The sequence below is a fragment of the Pseudomonas sp. NEEL19 genome (assembly GCF_028751975.1).
GTDB lineage: Bacteria > Pseudomonadota > Gammaproteobacteria > Pseudomonadales > Pseudomonadaceae > Aquipseudomonas > Aquipseudomonas juntendi.
The window spans coordinates 1,952,142-1,970,901 of sequence record NZ_CP081491.1 but is presented as its reverse complement, the minus strand read 5'-3'; the positions used below and the strand labels follow the sequence as shown (position 1 = coordinate 1,970,901).

Below are 18,760 nucleotides of genomic sequence, written 5' to 3'. Positions count from 1 at the left end.
AAGTCCGAAAACAGCGACTGAACCACGCCACCTGGATCCTGCTGATTTTCCGGGTACCAGCCCGGAAAGCCCCTGCTGGTCTCATATCTTCATAGGTAATGAGCGCGGGCTTTTTGGGCCCTTGCTCGGGTTTTACCTCAGTGCGGGCTCACCGCCCGCACCTCGGCTTACTGCAGGTACAACACGGTGTATCAGGTGCCGCTTTGCAGCAGCATGTTACGTACGTGGCCGATTGCCTTGGTCGGGTTGAGACCTTTCGGGCAAACGTTCACGCAGTTCATGATCCCGCGGCAGCGGAATACGCTGAACGGGTCATCCAGGGACGCCAGGCGCTCCTGAGTCTTGGTGTCGCGGCTGTCGGCCAGGAAACGGTAGGCCTGCAGCAGCGCGGCCGGGCCCAGGAACTTGTCCGGGTTCCACCAGAACGACGGGCAGGAAGTCGAGCAGCAAGCGCACAGGATGCACTCGTACAGGCCGTCCAGCTTTTCGCGGTCTTCCGGCGACTGCAGGCGCTCGATGGCCGGGGCCGGCGTGTCGTTCTGCAGGAACGGCTTCACCTTCTCGTACTGCTTGTAGAAGATGCTCATGTCGACCACCAGGTCACGAATGACCGGCAGGCCTGGCAGAGGGCGCAGAACCAGCTTGTTGCCCTTGACCACCGCCGACAGCGGGGTGATGCAGGCCAGGCCGTTCTTGCCGTTCATGTTCATGCCGTCGGAACCGCACACGCCTTCACGGCAGGAACGACGGTACGAGAAACCTTCGTCCTTTTCCTTGATCAGGGCCAGTACGTCCAGCACCATCAAGTCCTTGCCGCCGGTATCGACGTCGAACGACTCCATTTTTGGCGCCGAATCGGTATCCGGGTTGTAACGATAAACTTCGACTTTCAACATAGCAGCCACCCTTAGTAAGTCCGGACTTTTGGTTCGAAGGCTGGAACAGTCTTCGGCGCAAAGTTGACGCCACGCTTGGCAACGCGCTTCTCACCCGGGTAGTACAGGGTGTGGCACAGCCAGTTTTCGTCGTCACGGTCTTCGAAGTCTTCACGGGCGTGAGCGCCACGGGACTCTTTACGGGCTTCGGCCGCGATGGCGGTAGCTTCGGCGACTTCCAGCAGGTTCTGCAGCTCCAGCGCTTCGATACGCGCGGTGTTGAAGGCCTGGGACTTGTCGTTGATCTTGACGTTGGCGATGCGCTCACGCAGGCCGGCCAGTTGCTCGATACCCTTCTGCATGTATTCGCCGGTACGGAACACACCGAAGTAGTTCTGCATGCAGCTCTGCAGCTCGCGCTTCAGGCTGGCTACGTCTTCACCGGAAGTACGCTCGTTGAGCTTGTTCAGGCGGTTCAGGGCAACATCGATATCGGTGTCGCTGGCGTCGAGGTGCTCGATACCGTCGCTCAGTGCCTTCTCCAGGTGCAGGCCGGCAGCACGGCCGAATACCACCAGGTCGAGCAGCGAGTTGCCGCCCAGGCGGTTGGCACCGTGTACCGATACGCACGCAACTTCACCTACGGCGAACAGGCCAGGGATGATGTGATCCTTGCCTTCTTCGTCCATGGTGATGGCCTGGCCATGAATGTTGGTGGCAACACCACCCATCATGTAGTGGCAGGTCGGAACCACCGGCACCGGCGCGACAACCGGGTCGACGTGGGCGAAGGTCTTGGACAGCTCGCAGATACCTGGCAGGCGGCTGTGCAGCACTTCTTCGCCCAGGTGGTCCAGCTTCAGCAGCACGTGGTCCTTGTTCGGGCCCACGCCGTTGCCGGCGATGATTTCCTTGACCATGGAACGGGCGACCACGTCGCGGCCGGCCAGGTCTTTGGCGTTCGGCGCGTAACGCTCCATGAAGCGCTCGCCGTGGGCGTTGATCAGGTAGCCACCCTCACCACGGCAACCTTCGGTGACCAGTACACCGGCGCCGGCGATGCCGGTCGGGTGGAACTGCCACATTTCGATGTCCTGCACCGGAACGCCTGCACGCAGGGCCATGCCGATACCGTCACCGGTGTTGATCAGGGCGTTGGTGGTGGAGGCGTAGATACGACCGGCACCGCCAGTGGCCAACACGGTAGCCTTGGACTTGATGTACATGGTTTCGCCGGTTTCGATGCAGATCGCGATCACACCAACGAAAGCGCCTTCCTTGTTTTTCACCAGGTCAACGGCGTAGTACTCGTTGAGGAAGGTGGTGCCGGCCTTCAGGTTACCCTGGTACAGGGTGTGCAGCAGCGCATGACCGGTACGGTCGGACGCCGCGCAGGTACGGGCGGCCTGGCCACCTTTACCGAAGTCCTTGGACTGGCCACCGAACGGGCGCTGGTAGATACGGCCGGTTTCGGTACGCGAGAACGGCAGGCCCATGTGGTCCAGCTCGAACACGGCAGCCGGGCCTTCCTGACACATGTATTCGATAGCGTCCTGGTCACCGATGTAGTCGGAACCCTTGACGGTATCGTACATGTGCCAGCGCCAGTCGTCGTTCGGGTCGGCCGAAGCGATGGCGCAGGTGATGCCACCTTGGGCGGATACAGTGTGCGAACGGGTCGGGAAGACCTTGGTGACTACGGCAGTCTTGTGGCCGCCTTGAGCCAGTTGCAGCGCAGCGCGCATGCCGGCGCCGCCGCCACCGATGATGATGGCGTCGAAAGAAATGGTTGGAATGCTAGCCATGAATCAGATACCCCAGAGAATCTGCACACCCCAGACGAAGTACGCGAACATCGCAACGCCGCATACCGCCTGGAACAGGAAACGAATCGCAGTTGCCGACTTGCCGAACGACATAGGCGTCAGGTAGTCGGTAGCAATGGTCCACATGCCGACCCAGGCGTGAGCGCCGAGGGCAACGAGGGCCAGCAAGCTGAAGATTCGCATCGCGTTGTTGGAGAACAGACCATGCCACTGGGTGTAGTCGATGCCTGGGTGGGCGACCACGTAGCCGATCAGGAAGATGAAATAAGCCGCGAGAACGACCGCAGATACGCGCTGCGCCATCCAGTCATAGAGGCCCGAACGCGACAGGTTCGTGACATTGGTTACCATACCCAAACTCCCACCAGAACGATCAGCACCACGGAGATGACGATCACGATTTTCGAGCCCAGCTTGCCGCCTTCCAGCGTCTCGCCGATGCCCATGTCCATGATCAGGTGACGAACACCTGCCACGAGGTGATAAAGCAGGGCAGACAACAGCCCCCAGGTCACGAACTTGGCCAGCGGGCTGGTCAGACACGCCTTCACCTCGCCGAAGCCTTCCTCGGAACCCAGCGATTTGCCCAGTGCATAAAGCATGATGGCAAGGCCGATGAACAGGATGACGCCGGAGATACGGTGCAGGATGGACGTGTACGCAGTGACAGGGAGCTTGATGGTCCTTAGGTCTAGGTTTACAGGTCGTTGGCTTTTCACGGCTTTTTTCACACTGAAGAGCCCCTAGCGAATCAGGGCAAAGTTGTTGGTAAGTGTACTGGTCAGGTACCCACCACCCAGGGAACGGCGACCCCCAGCAGTTCGGGCTTGCAAGCCCCTGGCGGTCGGGTGCCGAGTATAGACAGTTAGGCTGCTTATGACAACGTGACGGGGTAGCCCAAATAGCGCATTGCCTTTAATGAACAAAAGGCGTAAATGGGCGAGAATTTCGGGAAAAATCAGGCTTGAATGCCTGATTCAACAAGCCTTTAGGCAAATTGACATCTGAATTTATCCCTCTATAGTGGTGCGGGCCCTGCGTGGGGGGTCTGTCTGATGATTTCAAGCATTAATAGGAGGCCACATGGCTGACAAAAAAGCGCAGTTGGTCATCGAGGGCGCTGCCCCCGTCGAGCTGCCCATTTTAACCGGCACCGTTGGTCCTGATGTAATCGACGTCCGCGGGTTAGGGGCCACTGGTCACTTCACCTTCGACCCTGGTTTCATGGCGACCGCCTCGTGCGAGTCGAAGATCACCTACATTGACGGCGACAAAGGGATCCTGCTGCACCGCGGCTACCCGATCGAACAGCTCGCCGAGCAATCCGACTACCTCGAAACCTGCTACCTGCTGCTCAACGGCGAACTGCCGAATGCCGAGCAGAAGGCGCAGTTCGTCAGCACCGTGAAAAACCACACCATGGTTCACGAGCAGCTGAAGTCGTTCTTCAACGGTTTCCGCCGCGATGCCCACCCGATGGCGGTCATGTGCGGTGTGGTCGGCGCCCTGTCGGCGTTCTACCACGACTCCCTGGACATCAATAACCCGCAACACCGCGAAATCTCCGCGGTGCGCCTGGTCGCGAAGATGCCGACCCTGGCGGCGATGGTTTACAAGTACTCCATGGGCCAGCCGATGATGTACCCGCGCAACGACCTGTCGTACGCGGAAAACTTCCTGCACATGATGTTCAACACCCCGTGCGAGATCAAACCGATCAGCCCGGTACTGGCCAAGGCAATGGACCGGATCTTCATCCTCCATGCCGACCATGAGCAGAACGCCTCCACCTCCACCGTGCGCCTGGCCGGCTCGTCGGGTGCCAACCCGTTCGCCTGTATCGCCGCGGGCATCGCTGCCCTGTGGGGCCCGGCGCACGGCGGTGCGAACGAAGCCGTACTGACCATGCTCGATGAAATCGGCGATGTCTCGAACATCGACACCTTCATCGCCAAGGCCAAGGACAAGAACGACCCGTTCAAGCTGATGGGCTTCGGTCACCGCGTCTACAAGAACCGTGACCCGCGCGCCACCGTGATGAAACAGACCTGCGATGAAGTACTGCGCGAGCTGGGCATCAAAAACGACCCGCAGCTGGAACTGGCCATGCGCCTGGAAGAGATCGCACTGACCGATCCGTACTTCATCGAGCGCTCGCTGTACCCGAACGTCGACTTCTACTCGGGGATCATCCTCAAGGCGATCGGCATTCCAACCAGCATGTTCACCGTGATCTTCGCCCTGGCACGTACCGTGGGCTGGATTTCGCACTGGAAGGAAATGCTCTCCAGCCCGTACAAGATCGGCCGTCCGCGCCAGCTGTACACCGGCGAGCAGAAGCGCGACATCGTTGCCCTCGGCGACCGCAAGTAAGGCTTGATCGGGTAACGCTTCAGCCCCCCCGGCCAGCCCTTGGGCCGCACGCACGCCTGGCGTCGCGCGGCCCAAGGGCTGGCTCATGCCCTCCCCCGGCGATACGCATCAGCCACCCAGGCCAACTAGCGTGCGACTTGCGCAGCACTGCCCACGATTGCCGTCGGCCCTGGTGACCAGCCACCCCCGAGCGCCTTGAACAGGTTCACCTGGTTGATCTCGCGCGCCAGCTCCAGCTCCAGCCAACGCTGCTGCGCACCGAACAGCGAGCGCTGGGCATCCATGGTCGAGAAGTAGCTGTCCAGGCCCGCCTCGAAACGCAGCCGCGACTGCCGGTAGGCTTGCTCATAGTCCTCGACCAGCTGCCGCTGGGCCGCGACCTGCGGCAGCATCTCCTGCCGCGCATTCAACGCATTGGCCGCTTCACGGAAGGCGTTGAGCACGGTCTGCTCGTAAGCAGCCACACGCTGGTCGTATTGGGCCCAAGTGGCATCCACCCCTGCCCTGCGCTGGCCGGCATCGAGCAATGTCAGCGAACCGAGCGCCGCCAGGTTCCAGAACTGTGCCGGGCTTGTCAGCAGCCGCGAAAAGTCCCCACTCAGGCTACCCAGCGCGCCTGTCAACGAAAAGCTGGGGAAATAGGCGGCCCGCGCACTGCCGATTTCTGCATTGGCAGCGCGCAGCTGAGCCTGCGCCGCCCGAATGTCGGGCCGCCGCTCAAGCAGGCTTGAAGGCACCCCGGCGGGTACATCGGCTGTCGCCATCTGCGCCCCAAGCTGACCCTCCGGCAACAGCCCGGCCGGTACCGTTTGCCCTACCAGCACCCGCAACGCATTGAGGTTCTGCGCCACTTGCATCCGGTAGGTACTGACTTGCACGGCAGCAGTGTTGGTGATGGCATCGGCTTGGTGGACATCGATGCGTGCGGTCGAACCCAGGTTGAAACTGGAACGCAGCAATTGCCCGTAATGCTGCTGGGATTCGAATGTGCGCTCTGCCAGCCCAAGCAAGCTCTGATTGGCCTTGAGCGTCAGCCAGGTCCCGGCCACTTCGCCGATCAAGGCCATGCGTGCAGCCTGGTAGTCGGCCAGCGTGGCATGAAAGCGCGCCTCGGCCGCATGGGCCTGGCTTCGCGCCCGGCCGAAGAAGTCCAGCTCATAGGCCGTGAACCCCACGGTGGCCTGGAAGGTGTTGGCCACACTGCCGGCGCTGGAGCCGCCCCCGGGGGTTTGCTCCAGCGCCGGCAACTTTGCGCGCCCGGCATAGGTGTCGACGCCCAGGCTGGGGTACAGCGCTGCCGCGGCGCCCTGATAGCCTGCCCTGGCCTGCGCCACGCTGGCTGCGGCTTGCTGCAAGTCACGGTTGTCGACCAGGGCCAACTCGATCAACCGGCGCAAGCGGCTGTCACTGACGAACGCTCGCCAATCCGGGTCGAAAGCGTTTCGCGGATCACAGCAGCCCGCCTCGACGCTATCCGGCCAGCCGGTGTCCATGGGGGACGCCGGTGTCTCGTAGGCAGGCTCGAGCGAACAGCCGGCCAAAGACAGTTGAGCGGCCAACATCACACACTGCAGGGGTCTAGTCATGGGCCCTTCCCTCACCAAACGCTGTTCATCAAGGCACGCAGTTGAGCCAGCACGCCGAGAAGGCCGCTGGAAGCCTGCAGGGCAGCCGGCTGGGCGCTGCGGCGCTTCACAGCCACCCGCGCGCTGGCGATGGGCGCCTGCCGCGGCCGGCGCACCAGCCGCAGGCGCCAGTCGCCTTCGCCCAGCAGCGCCCGGCGCAGCAGGGTGAAGAACGCAGTGGCGGGTTGCGCCGTGCTGGCCACATTGGGATTGGCCTGGCTGAACAGCCTGGTGATCAGCGCGCGCCGCTGCGCCTCATGCACCGCCACGAAGCGCAGCCCCAGCCGTTGGCTGCCATCCCGGCGTACCACCTCTGCCCCCAGCCAGCCCACTTTGTCCACCCATACCTGGCCACGCCTGCCGCACGGCACCTCGCCGGCCATGGCGCCTTCGAACGCCGCCCCGCTGATCGAGATATCGACCAGTTGCCCACCCAGCGTACCGGTGCCCAGGCGCAGCTGGGTGGGCCGAGCAAACGGAAAGCGCTCCTCGCCGTGTAGCCGTGGCCGATCAACGCAGGCCACCAGTGTCGCCAGGTTGTACAGCAGCACCAGCACCGTCCAGCTCAGGTTGAACACCATATTGCCGTCCAGTCGGCTGGCAGTGCTGATCGCCGTGATTGCGCCGACCTGTGCCAACACACTCAAGGCCAGGAAAAACCCGAACAGCTTCCAGTGCACTTGGGTCTGGGAGCGGTCCAGGCCTTTGGCCGTCACCTTGAAAGGCCGCCCGAACGGGCGAATCGCAGCACTGATCAGGGTCGCGGTCACCGCCAATGCGCAAACGATCTGCGTCACCTCGGTGAAGATCGGCAGTGAGCGCCGCCCGGTCACCCAGGTGCTGTAACCCCAATAGGCGATCAGCGCCGGCATGCCGAAGGCCAGAAACGCTGCCGGCGTTGCATAGAAACCGGCAATGCCGAAATACCAATACAGCACCGGCGACACCAGCATCATCAGGATGAAAGGCTTGGAGCACCAATGCAGCAGGCCGTGCAGGTAATGCAGGCGATCGTTCAGGCCATAGCCACGACCGAACAGCGGCCCCTGGCGCAGCAAGGCCACCTGGATCGTCCCCAGGCACCAGCGGCCGCGCTGGTTGATGTACTCGGTCAGGCCCTCGGCAGACAGCCCGATGGACAAACGCTCGTTCAGCCAGCGGGTGATGTAGCCCATCTGCATCAGGCGGTAGGACGTGTAGATGTCCTCACAGACCGACCCCGTGGGAAAACCACCCATGCGCTCGACCAGATCACGCCGCACCACGAACGATGTGCCCACGCAGAACGCTGCATTCCAGGCATCCTTGGCAGGCTGGAACACATCGAAGAATACCCGTTGCTCATCCACCCAGCTGTTTGCCGACCCCAGGTTATGCTGGATAGGGTCCGGGTTGTAGTAGAACTGCGGGGTCTGCACCAACCCGACCTCAGGGTCCTGGAACAGCCCCAAGGTCCGCAGCAGAATCGGCCGCTGCGGGGCGAAGTCTGCATCCAGCACCAGTATGTACGGCGCGTTGGTACTGGCTGCCGACTGGCGCAGGCCGTTGTTCAGGTTGCCCGCCTTGGCGTGCAGGTTGTCATCGCGCCGCGTGTAACGCACCCCCATGCTCGCGCAGTAGTCGCGCAGCCAGTCCCGCCGCGTGTCATCCAGCACCCAGAGGGTGAAGTTGGGGTAGTCCATGGCCTGCGCGGCAATGATGGTCTTCTCCAGAACCTCGAGCCCTTCGTTGTAGGTGCAGATGAACACATCGACCGCCGGCGCCTCGGCCCCCATCGCGCGCAAGCGCTGCTCGCCAGCGTCCGCGGCGTGGCGGTGATCGCTGCGCCGGCACATCACCACGATCGAAAACAAGGTATAGGCAATGCCCAACAACTCGAAGAACAGGAAGCCATAAGCCCATACCGTGGCGAACCCCGCGCGGCTGTCAGGCAAGGTGTCGGCGAAGCGCCAGGCCACGTACCTGACCAGCAGTGCCGCGGTCAGCGCGCCAAACAGCAGGCGCGCCAGCCATTGCTCGCGGTGGGCCATGCAACTCAGCAGGACCACGATGGCCAGCGTCCACAGGTTGATTTGCAGCAGTTGTGTCGAGTCCAGTGCTTGCATGTCAGTGGGCCTTGTAATCGCCAGTGAAAGGGTTGACGCCGGTGGCAGCGATCGCCGCCCATGCCGTGGCGCCCAAATGGGGCAGGTGAAAGTACAGGAAATCGTCATGGGTCGAGTCCGGCCCCACGCTCAGCCCCGTACTGACCTGTGCCTCCGGGGTGGCGTACAGCCAGCCATTGCCAGCCTGTTGCGCCAGCAACAACGGCCACAATGGCTGCGCCAGGGGCGCCAGGCCGCGAAGGCTGGCAACGGCCGCCACCTGCGCCGTGCCTTCGGTCCAGATACCGTCAGGGTCCTGCTTGAAGCCATAGCCCTGAGCGAAACCATGGGCCCGCTCCACGAACGTCAGTGCCTGCAGCCACTGCTGCGGTGCGTCGGCAATGGCAATCAGCGGCCAGATCTGCGCATCCAGGCCCGACTGCTGCGTCTGCGGTGCTCGGCCATCGGGCAAGGTACCGATCAGGAACCGGCCTTGGCCGGCATCCCAGTGGGCCTCGACGAAGCCGCGGGCGATGCGCGCCTGCCGGCCAGCTTCGCTATCGTTGTCCAGCCGCGCCAACGAGGCCCAGGCTGCCGCCAGATCGACGTTATGCTCAGTGGACTTCCAGGTCTGCACCTGCGGGGCAGCGGCGAACCCGTAAATGCCTCCGTTGAAGCCTGCCGGTGGCCCCTTGTCGAAGGTGGTGCGCCGGGCCCAGTCGAGCACCTTTCTGCTCGCCTGCAAATAACGCGCTTCACCGCTGTGCCGATAAGCTTCCAGCAATGCCAGCGCTGCCCACGCCTGATTACCGGTCGCACTGCCCACCTGGTACGCATCCTGGCTCCATGCAGCACGCTCATCGCTCCAGTAGCCCGGCAGCCGCACAGGTGCGGCCTGCAGCGGGCCAGCGGCGTAGGCATTGCGCACCCGGCCATCGCGGTACTCAGGGTCGTGATTGATGGCATACGCCAAAGCGTCGGCAATTTGTCGGGCAGCTGGCGCATTGCCGCAGGCAAACAAGGCGATGCTGGCCAACGCGTTGTCGTAGGTGAATGCCACGCCTTGCAGCACGCCAGGCACGGCAGGCTGCCCCGGTTGCTGCGGATAGCTGGCCAGCAGCAACGGCCCTTGGCCTTGAGCCGCCACCGCCTGCCCGATGCCTGCGCAGGTCATGTGCTGCAGGCGGGCCCGAGGCTCCAGGGCCATGGCCTGGTTGCCCAGCACCAACCCGAGCACCCCCGCAAAAAGCACCCAGCCGTTCATCGCGATACCGTCGCGGTCACCCAGTTGCCAGGGTTGCAGGTCAACAGGCGCTCATCGGCCGGCAAGTTGTTGTCGAACGTACCTACCACATAGACCGAGTTCTGCTCGGCATAAGGAAACGGCACACTGTAATTGCTGCTTTGTACATCGGTCGGGCTTGACAGCAACTGCACGACTTTGGCTTTCAGCGGTTGCGCGACACCGCGGATAGATACTTGCAGTTCGCTATCCCGATCGATCCGGCTGGCCATTCGCTCCGGAAATACCGCAATAACATAACTTTGACTGCAATTGGTAGCGCGCAATAGCGTTGCACCCGCCCGTACTTGCGTGCCTTGCGGGGCGATCAACTCTTGCACGGTGCCGGATGCATACGCCACCACATTATAAGCCGCCATCATCTGCACCCGATTTTGCTCACTTTCTATCAACTGGTCGAGATGGGAAAGTTCCTCTTCGAGGGTTACTCGGTTGCGCTCCAGATTATCCAGGCTAAGTTTCAGCGTGGTCATCTGCGACTTGAGGTCGAACATGCGCAATTGCTCGGGGTCCAGGTACACCTGGTCCTTGGCCGCGTTAAGATCACCATCGTTGATGTGTACCCGCGAGCGAATGGTCTCGGCATCGGCCTGCAACGAGGCAAGTTGCGCCCGGGAACTGGCTACGACGGCCTCGCTCACCGCGCCCTGGCGAAACAGCTCAAGGTTACGTGCCAGTGTTTCCCGGGCATCGGCCAGGCGTGCGCCAGCCGCCCCGCTCTCAGCCTTCAGGGCCTTCTGCGCGTAGCGCTTGCGCACCTCATAGGCATCCTGGTACTGCTGGCTGGTGATCTCCAGTGCGTTGTAGTACTTACGGTCGTGTTCGGCCTGGCTGGCCATGGCCGCCAATTGCTGCTGCAAGGTGAGCCGGCGTGTCTGCAAGCCCAGCAGCGTTTCCTGTTCCGCCCGGGGGTTCTCGATGGTTGCGATATCCTGGCCCGTGGTGAACGTGGTGCCTGGCTGAATATTCAAGGTACGCACCACGCCATCGATGGGCGTGGTCAGCAGAATGACCGGTGCATTGAGAATGGCCCGGGTTGCCGATGACGACAATAACGGCATGAACAATGTCGAAAACAGCAACCAACCCATGAAAGCCAATACACCGTACCCGGCGATCCGGGGCAATAACGAAAGTCGATTAGCATGCACGATGATATCTCCCACACACGCGGCGGATGAAAATCAATAGGCAAGTGCTCGCCCTTGCACAGACCGAGGACAAAACGGCCCGCAAGCGCAGAGGTACAAGTGGGTAAGGCGTAGGTCTTGAAGTTATAAAGCAGAAGAAAAACGCAGCACGTTTTTTATAGTTGGCGTGAGCACGAGAGGGGGCAGGAAATGACTCACTGAGTTTGAATCTAAGCCCAAAAATTTATGCTGTCAAACTTCCAGCAACGCTCAAATAATGGCGTTCTTTTATTGACGCCGGTGCCTGCTGTAGCGCCATCACCTGAAGGCGCTACAGGCAGTGCGAGGCCTCAGTTCTTCTCAGCCCGTTCACGCAGCTGTTTGAGGGTATTGAACGGCGAATCCACCACGAACTTGTTGGCGACCATCGCCGGCACGCTGCCACCCGGCTCGGTATGCACCTGGTAGGTCACTTCGGTGGTGTCGCCCTTGGGCACCAGCTTCCAGAACCCTTCGACTTTAGCCACCCGCACGAAGCCCTTCTCTTCCGGCAGGTAGGTCGGCTCTTCTTTCAGGTTGCGGGTGACGCTGCCATCAGCCTCCTTGACAGTGGTGATATGCAGCACCGAATCGCGTGGCGTCACCGGCCATGGCGTATTGAACTGGGTGTAGGTCCAGCTCTGGTTACCTTCATGCTTGAGCAGCTTCTGCGATTTGCATTCGTGGATCCATGCACATGCCCCGGCCGCGTCTTCCTGCAGTGCCTCGACCTTGGCCAGCGGCGCCTTGATCACGGTCACCCCGCGATAGGCCTTGTACTTGGAGCCAGCGACTTCGCTGAGGGACACCTTGATGCCCTCCTCGTCCTTGGCCACTTGCCAGTTTTCGGCCCAGGCCGCCGGCGAAAGCAGAACACCCACGCCACACAGCAGTGCAATACGCTTGAACGATCTCATCATGTTTATCCTTGTTGTCGAAGATCCAGCCTTTCACGCCGCCGTCATCTGCTCCCACCAGCCAAGAATCCTGATCGCTTCGTCACGGTCACTGCCACACACCTCGACATCTGCCTTGAACCCGCCACACACTGCTGGCCGCTCAGGCTTGCCGAACAGGTCGCAGAGGTTGGCCGCCGTCAGGTGCAGGCAGCGCTCGCCAGCTGGCTTGCCATTGGGCATGCGCGGCATGGCAGAGGTGATGGACGGGGCAATGCAGCAGGCACCGCAGCCCTCACGGCAGTTCATGGCGATTCACCAAACTCAGGACTCCCTGAAACAAGTAACGGGACGAACGCCCCTGGATAGTACCCGCCCAAACAGGTGTTTGAAATTGCTGGCACGATGAAAAATGACATGACCCGGCAGTCAGTTTGCCCCTTACTGCCGGTACTCGAAATCGATGGCCGCACCTTCCACTTCACGGCGGCTGTCATTGCGCAGTTGCAGCTGCATTTCATTGTTGATCAAGCGGCCATTGAGCTGGAACGGGCTGTCGTCGGCTTCCGGCTTGTCCCGGAACATAGGGGGCAGCAGCGGTTTGCGGCGCTGGATCGGCGAAGGCGAACCTACGTCCGGCTCAAGGTTGTCGACCAGGTCGGTGGGCAGGCTCAGGTCCAGCTTTGCCTTGGGCAAGGGCTTGGCAACTGCCTTGCTTGGCGGTTGCGCTTTCTTGACAGGGGCTTTGCGGGTCACCGGCTTCTGCGCAGGCTTGGCGGCGTTTTTTGTCTGTGCCTGCTGGGCCTGCGCCGGCTGCGCAGCGAAGGCCAGGCCCGCGGCGGCGCAGCACGGGGCCGCAAGGCACAGAATCAGAACAAAACGACGTAATGCATTCATGGCAAATGGACAGACCCGCTGTAAAGGCTCGTATGCTCCCTGTTCCGCGGGCTGCTGGCAACCCTCACAAAAGTGTGAGCGCAGGCTCGCGGCACAGCTGCTGTGCCAGCAAGCCCAAGGTCATGACCGCCCGCTCTGCCTCCTTGTTCCACGGAATACCGCAGTTGAGGCGGATGCAGTGGTTGAACTGTTCCGTGTTACTGAATATCAACCCCGGAGCAATACTGATGCCCTGCTCCAACGCACGCACATGCAGCTCTTGCGTATTCACCCGCCCAGGCAGGCTCACCCAGAGGATGAACCCCCCGGTAGGCCGGGTCATCTGCGTACCTTCGGGGAAGTGCTGCTGCACCGCCAGCTGGTAGGCACTGAGGTTCTTGCGGTACTCCTGGCGGATATAGCGCAGCTGCCGGTCGTAGCCGCCATTTTCCAAGTACGCTGCCACACCCATCTGGGTCACGCTGCAGGCTGAATGGGTGGTGAAAGTTTGCAGGCGCTGTATCTCGTCCTGGTAACGCCCGGCGATCATCCAGCCAACCCTCACCCCGGGAGACAAGGTTTTGGAGAAGCTCGAACAGTAGATCACCCGGTCCAGCCGATCGAAGGCTTTCAGTGCCTTGCTCTTGCCCTGCTCGAACATCAATTCGCCATAGATGTCGTCCTCGACGATCTGGATGTCGAAGTCCGAAGCCAGGCGCAGCAGTTGCTTTTGCCGCTCTTCCGGCACCGTACCGCCCAGCGGGTTGCTCAGCCGCGCAGTCAGCACCAAGGCCTTGATCGACCACTGATTTGCCGCCAGTTGCAAGGCTTCGAGGCTGATCCCCGTGGACGGGTCGCTGGGGATCTCGATCACTTTCAAACCCAGCAGGTCCGCCAGCTGCAGCAAACCGTAATAGGTCGGCGACTCGGCGGCGATCAGGTCCCCGGGGCGAGTCAGCACGCGTAACGACATCTGCAGGGCATCGACACAGCCGTGGGTCACGATCACCTCACGCGGGTCGACGATCACACCGGCATCGCGCATGCGAATGGCAATTTGCCGGCGCAGCGGCTCGAACCCTGGGCTGAACATATAGCTGAAGGCGCGCGGGCTGTGGAAGCGTGTCACTTTGGCGATTTGCTGGTGCAGTGCGCGCACAGGCAGATAATCCACATGCGGCACGGCAGCACCGAACGGGAACACACCGTCGCGGCGGGCCTCGGTCAGTACCTGCTGGATGATGCTGGCACGTGTGACCAGGCCTGGGCGTTCGACCCTGGCGATATCCGGGGTCGGGGCGGTCAGGGCCGGGGTCTGGTGCACATAGTAGCCGGACTGCGGCCGCGCACGGATCAGGCCCTGGTCTTCGAGGTTGGCGTAGGCCTGCAGCACCGTGGCATGGCTGACGTTGAGCTGCGCGCTCATCTTGCGTACGGAGGGTACCCGCTCGCCTGGCTGGTAGACGCCGCGACGAATGTCATCGGCCAGTTGCTGGGCGATACGCTGGTACAGCAGCAGGTTGGTCATGGCGGGATCTCGACGCGCGGACGGGCTCGTTGTTCTTGTGCGACTCACTGACAGTAGAGGATACCGTAACAGTCAAGAAGTGTACCGGGACAGATGGCTGGGCCGCCACTGCATCTTCAGCGCCTGTGAGATCCAGCGCCGCGCGGGCGGCGCGCGATCTGATCGGCGCCGACCGCACCGAGCCGAACACTCACGCTCAACGCGCCGGCGCGAGCCTGCCCTTGTCGTCGGAAAACACAATCTCGACCCGGCGGTTCTGCGCCCTACCCCGCTCCGAGGCATTGGCCTCGATCGGGTACTGGTCGCCGTAGCCTTCGACCTGCAGGCGCTTTTCGTCGACACCAAGGTCCACCAGCATGTCGGCAACGGACTGAGCCCGGTCGTGCGACAGCTTGAGGTTTTCTTCAGGTGTACCCGTGCTGTCGGTATAGCCCTCGATGCGTACCACCCGGTGTGGGTTGAGCTGCAGGAACTGCACCAGCTTGAGCACGGTTCGGCTGGCGGTGTTTTTCAGGTTGGCACTGCCGGTGTCGAACAGCACGTCACCCAAGGTCATTACCAGGCCGCGGTCGGCTTGCTCCGAGGCCAGCGCGGCAATTTGCGCCTCGACCCATTTGCCTTGCTGCTGCACGCTGGCCAGTTTGGCCTCGCGCAAAGCCAGCTGCAAACGCTGGCGCTCCAGGTCCAGCTTGGCCTGGCGCTCCTGGTTCAGCGCCAGCTTGGCATGCTCACCGGCAATCTCGCTGTAACGCTGGCTGAGGTAAGCGTAATGGCGCACATCGGAGCCGGTGCCGATGTAGCTGGACAAGCGCTCGGCGCGCGCCAGCGACTCGCCTGCGCGAATCACGTCACGCGGCGCGCTGCGCAACACGTCGGAATCGTCCTTGACCTTCTGGAAGGCGGCGCTGGCTTGCTCAAGCGCCGCGCTGCTACGCTGGCTGGCGCAACCCTGCAGGCCTGCCGCCAGGGCCAGCACTGCCAGTACGGCGAAGGGTGCGTGACGGTTCATGGCTGCACCTCCAGCTGCTTGCGCAGGCGCTGCACCCGCGACTGCAACAACTGCAACTGCTCTTCACTCTTCTCGTTCAGCACCTGGGCCTCGGCAAAACGCGCGTCCAGTTCCGCCTGCTCGGCGCGCATGCGCGCATCGCGGTAGTCTTCGGTCAGCATGTTGGTCCTGGCCCGCGCCAGCTTGTCTTCGGCCAGTTTCAGCGATTCGACCTGGTCGGTTGCACCGACGGCCCTGGCCTGCTCCAGCGCCTGTTCGGAAATACGCATCTGCTCGTTAGGGGCCGGGTCATTGGCGCAGCCCGCCAGGCCAAGCACGGCCAGGGCAAGGATCAGTGGTTGGGTTCTCACGCAATCTTCCTAGTGTTTGGGGGCGTCCGCCGGCACCTGCAACTGCGCTTTCCAGCGCTCGACATTACGTTGCAGTACCGCTTCGGATGCACCGGAGATCGGCAATTCTGTCAGTTTTTTCGCCAATTGCCCACGCAACCAACTGTCATTGCACGCGGAATTGTGCGACAGCGCCAAGTACAAGCCTGGGCGGTCGACCGGCAAACCCCGCGCAATCAGGTCATTGCTCATGCCCAGGCTCTGGGCCATGGCCATACCGGCATAGCGGCCGGCAAGCACGTAGTCCACCTGGCCGAGCACCAGCTTCTGGAAAGCTTGAGTAAGGTTCTGCGCGGGCACCAGCTTGAGCTGCGCCTTGGCGAACGCAGTAAAGGCCGGCGTCAGGCGCGCACGCTCGGACAAACTACCCTGGTAGCGCGCCAGGTCGGCCGGGCCATCGAAGGTCAGTTGCGCATCGTGCCGCGTCCACACCAGGTACTCGTTCAGCTGCAACGGGGGGTGGATATAGTCCAGCGCAGTCAGTTGCTCCACCTGCATCGGCGTGTCGATCAGCAGGTCCATGCGGCCGCTGCGAACCTCTTGCAGTGCCTGTTCGCGACGCCCGGCACTGAGCACCTCCACCTTCACCCCCAGCTCGCCAGCCACCTGACGCAGCAGGTCGACGTTGGCACCGATCAGGTGCTGCGGGTCTTTCGGGTCCTGCCACGAATAGGGCGGCGCATCAGGGCTGCCGGTTGCTACCAGGCGTTCGCACTTGCCTGCCGCCATGGCCGGTGGCGCAACCAAGACCGCCATGCATGCCAGCACCCTGCCTGCTTTACGCAGCACCATTGCTCACTCCTTGTATCGCGATTGACTCGTAACCGGCCATAAAAAAACCCGGCCCCTGTAACGGGGCCGGGTTCTTTATAAGTGAAGCAGGCGGATCAGACCAGCTTTTCCAGCTCTGGCACCGCTTCGAACAGGTCCGCTACCAGCCCGTAGTCAGCCACCTGGAAGATCGGCGCTTCTTCGTCCTTGTTGATCGCAACGATCACCTTGGAGTCCTTCATGCCGGCCAGGTGCTGGATCGCACCGGAAATGCCCACGGCGATGTACAGCTGCGGCGCGACGATCTTGCCGGTCTGGCCGACCTGCATGTCGTTGGGCACGAAGCCGGCGTCGACGGCGGCGCGCGAGGCACCCACAGCAGCACCGAGCTTGTCGGCCAGGCTGTACAGGTGGCTGAAGTTGTCACCGTTACCCATGCCACGGCCGCCGGAAACGACGATTTTGGCGGCAGTCAACTCTGGGCGGTCGGACTTGGCCAACTCTTCGCCAACGAACGCCGAGATACCGGCATCGTGCGCGGCACCGACCGCCTCGATGGCAGCCGAACCGCCTTCGGCGGCCACGGCGTCAAAGCCGGTGGTACGCACGGTGATCACCTTGATGGCCGCGCTCGATTGCACGGTGGCAATGGCGTTACCGGCGTAGATCGGGCGCTTGAAGGTGTCGGCGGACTCGACCGAGATGATCTCGGAGATCTGGTCGACGTCCAGCAGCGCAGCAACCCGCGGCAGGACGTTCTTGCCATTGGTGGTGGCCGGGGCCAGCACGTGGCTGTAACCCTTGGCCAGCTCGACGATCAGCGGCGCCACGTTCTCAGGCAGCACGTGGGCATAAGCTGCGTTATCGGCAACCAGGACCTTGGCCACGCCAGCGATCTTGGCAGCGGCCTCGGCAACGCCGCCAATGTTCTGGCCAGCGACCAGCACATGCACATCGCCACCGATCTGGGCGGCAGCGGCAACGGTGTTCAGGGTGGCCGGGGCTACGGCACCGTTTTCGTATTCAGCGACAACCAGGATAGTCATTTAGATTACCTTCGCTTCGTTCTTCAGCTTCTCGACCAGTTCGGCCACCGACTTGACCTTGATACCCGCGCTGCGGGCAGCCGGGGCTTCAACTTTCACGGTTTTGTTGGTGGAGGCGAGGGAAACGCCCAGCGCGTCTGGCGCAAGGGTTTCCAGCGGCTTTTTCTTGGCCTTCATGATGTTCGGCAGCGACGCGTAGCGTGGCTCGTTCAGGCGCAGGTCGGTGGTGACGATCGCAGGCAGGTTCAGGGCAACCGTCTGCAGGCCACCGTCGATTTCACGGGTGACATTCAGCTTGTCGCCGGCCACTTCCACCTTGGAGGCGAAGGTGCCCTGGGCGTAGCCGGTCAGCGCAGCCAGCATCTGGCCGGTCTGGTTGTTGTCGCTGTCGATGGCTTGTTTGCCGAGGATGATCAGCTGTGGCTGCTCCTTGTCGACAACGGCCTTGAGCGCCTTGGCCACGGCCAGGGAGTTCAGTTCATCAGCGGCTTCGACCAGGATGGCGCGGTCGGCGCCTAGGGCCAGGGCGGTGCGCAGTTGTTCCTGGGCAGTGGTCGGGCCGACCGAAACGACCACGATCTCGCTGGCAACGCCCTTCTCTTTCAGGCGTACGGCTTCTTCCACGGCGATTTCGCAGAAGGGGTTCATGGACATCTTGACGTTAGCAAGGTCGACGCCGGAGTTGTCCGCTTTGACGCGAACCTTGACGTTGTAGTCGACCACTCGTTTGACAGCTACAAGAACCTTCATGGATTCCTCGTTACTCTCCGGTGAATAGATAGTCGCCTGGGGCAAAGCCCTGCGATGCGCGTGGGTACAAGGGCACCTCTAAAAACGTACCGGGAAGCGGCATCTTCACAGTGACCGAACAGTCTTGTTCGGACCATTGCGACAAATACTCACGGGTCATTTCCTGTCGTGGCGTGTAAACTCCACTACAAACCGGCCTAAGCCCGCAAAACCCTGCTCCACACCTGGTCTTTAGAGGTG

At 62.1% G+C, this 18,760-nt stretch carries 18 protein-coding genes; 1 reads left to right on the top strand and 17 read right to left on the bottom strand.

The features are described from left to right. Positions 1–191 precede the first annotated feature (191 nt). From K4A76_RS08790 to sdhC, 4 genes are read right to left on the bottom strand one after another with little or no spacing between them, the layout of a single operon-like run. Positions 192–896, bottom strand: a complete 705-nt coding sequence (locus tag K4A76_RS08790) for a succinate dehydrogenase iron-sulfur subunit (RefSeq protein WP_009684708.1) — start codon at positions 894–896, stop codon at positions 192–194. 11 nt (positions 897–907) lie between these two features. Then, entirely contained in the window at positions 908–2,680 is a 1,773-nt protein-coding gene (gene sdhA, locus K4A76_RS08785; protein WP_009684709.1) for a succinate dehydrogenase flavoprotein subunit, read from the bottom strand. A 3-nt stretch (positions 2,681–2,683) separates the two neighbouring features. After that, a complete protein-coding gene (gene sdhD / locus K4A76_RS08780) occupies positions 2,684–3,052 on the bottom strand; it encodes a succinate dehydrogenase, hydrophobic membrane anchor protein (protein WP_008091903.1) in 369 nt (122 codons plus the stop codon). Beyond that, the gene (sdhC, locus tag K4A76_RS08775; RefSeq protein WP_008091902.1) at positions 3,046–3,432 is read right to left on the bottom strand and encodes a succinate dehydrogenase, cytochrome b556 subunit; all 387 of its coding nucleotides are present in this window, start codon (positions 3,430–3,432) and stop codon (positions 3,046–3,048) included. Before sdhC ends, sdhD begins: the two co-directional genes overlap by 7 nt. Before the next feature lie 352 nt (positions 3,433–3,784). On the opposite strand from sdhC, the gene gltA reads away from it, so the two are divergent. Beyond that, the gene (gene gltA, locus K4A76_RS08770) at positions 3,785–5,074 is read left to right on the top strand and encodes a citrate synthase (RefSeq protein WP_029886714.1); all 1,290 of its coding nucleotides are present in this window, start codon (positions 3,785–3,787) and stop codon (positions 5,072–5,074) included. A 125-nt stretch (positions 5,075–5,199) separates the two neighbouring features. Here the strand turns inward: gltA and K4A76_RS08765 are convergent, their stop codons facing one another. From K4A76_RS08765 to K4A76_RS08705, 13 genes are all read right to left on the bottom strand, one after another. Beyond that, positions 5,200–6,660 carry an efflux transporter outer membrane subunit gene (locus tag K4A76_RS08765; protein WP_274411966.1) on the bottom strand — a complete coding sequence of 487 codons (1,461 nt, stop codon included), beginning with the start codon at positions 6,658–6,660 and terminating at the stop codon, positions 5,200–5,202. A gap of 11 nt (positions 6,661–6,671) precedes the next feature. Continuing rightward, positions 6,672–8,804 carry a glycosyltransferase family 2 protein gene (locus tag K4A76_RS08760; RefSeq protein ID WP_274411965.1) on the bottom strand — a complete coding sequence of 711 codons (2,133 nt, stop codon included), beginning with the start codon at positions 8,802–8,804 and terminating at the stop codon, positions 6,672–6,674. A gap of 1 nt (position 8,805) precedes the next feature. Next, positions 8,806–10,047: a hypothetical protein gene (locus K4A76_RS08755; RefSeq protein WP_274411964.1), complete on the bottom strand. Its 1,242-nt coding sequence runs from the start codon at positions 10,045–10,047 to the stop codon at positions 8,806–8,808. After that, positions 10,044–11,177 carry an HlyD family efflux transporter periplasmic adaptor subunit gene (locus K4A76_RS08750; protein ID WP_009684716.1) on the bottom strand — a complete coding sequence of 378 codons (1,134 nt, stop codon included), beginning with the start codon at positions 11,175–11,177 and terminating at the stop codon, positions 10,044–10,046. The genes K4A76_RS08755 and K4A76_RS08750 overlap by 4 nt, the downstream gene beginning before the upstream one ends. Positions 11,178–11,566: 389 nt before the next feature. Next, complete coding sequence (locus K4A76_RS08745) at positions 11,567–12,172, bottom strand: START domain-containing protein (protein ID WP_274412276.1); 606 nt, start codon at positions 12,170–12,172, stop codon at positions 11,567–11,569. A 33-nt stretch (positions 12,173–12,205) separates the two neighbouring features. Further along, positions 12,206–12,460, bottom strand: coding sequence for a YkgJ family cysteine cluster protein (locus tag K4A76_RS08740; RefSeq protein WP_009684718.1), 255 nt, complete (start codon positions 12,458–12,460; stop codon positions 12,206–12,208). Positions 12,461–12,592: 132 nt separating this feature from the next. Next, the gene (locus K4A76_RS08735; protein WP_274411963.1) at positions 12,593–13,048 is read right to left on the bottom strand and encodes a hypothetical protein; all 456 of its coding nucleotides are present in this window, start codon (positions 13,046–13,048) and stop codon (positions 12,593–12,595) included. Positions 13,049–13,112: 64 nt separating this feature from the next. After that, positions 13,113–14,555, bottom strand: coding sequence for an aminotransferase-like domain-containing protein (locus K4A76_RS08730; RefSeq protein ID WP_173888256.1), 1,443 nt, complete (start codon positions 14,553–14,555; stop codon positions 13,113–13,115). Positions 14,556–14,751: 196 nt separating this feature from the next. Continuing rightward, positions 14,752–15,564 (bottom strand): OmpA family protein, encoded by an 813-nt coding sequence (locus tag K4A76_RS08725; RefSeq protein WP_009684721.1) that lies wholly within the window; start codon positions 15,562–15,564, stop codon positions 14,752–14,754. Further along, positions 15,561–15,914 (bottom strand): DUF4398 domain-containing protein, encoded by a 354-nt coding sequence (locus K4A76_RS08720; RefSeq protein ID WP_274411962.1) that lies wholly within the window; start codon positions 15,912–15,914, stop codon positions 15,561–15,563. Before K4A76_RS08720 ends, K4A76_RS08725 begins: the two co-directional genes overlap by 4 nt. Positions 15,915–15,923: 9 nt before the next feature. Continuing rightward, on the bottom strand, positions 15,924–16,745 hold the full coding sequence (locus K4A76_RS08715; RefSeq protein WP_054913109.1) for a substrate-binding periplasmic protein: 822 nt from the start codon (positions 16,743–16,745) through the stop codon (positions 15,924–15,926). A 95-nt stretch (positions 16,746–16,840) separates the two neighbouring features. Then, positions 16,841–17,770: an electron transfer flavoprotein subunit alpha/FixB family protein gene (locus K4A76_RS08710; protein ID WP_274411961.1), complete on the bottom strand. Its 930-nt coding sequence runs from the start codon at positions 17,768–17,770 to the stop codon at positions 16,841–16,843. Next, a complete protein-coding gene (locus K4A76_RS08705; RefSeq protein WP_029886526.1) occupies positions 17,771–18,520 on the bottom strand; it encodes an electron transfer flavoprotein subunit beta/FixA family protein in 750 nt (249 codons plus the stop codon). Between the last annotated feature and the right edge of the window lie 240 nt (positions 18,521–18,760).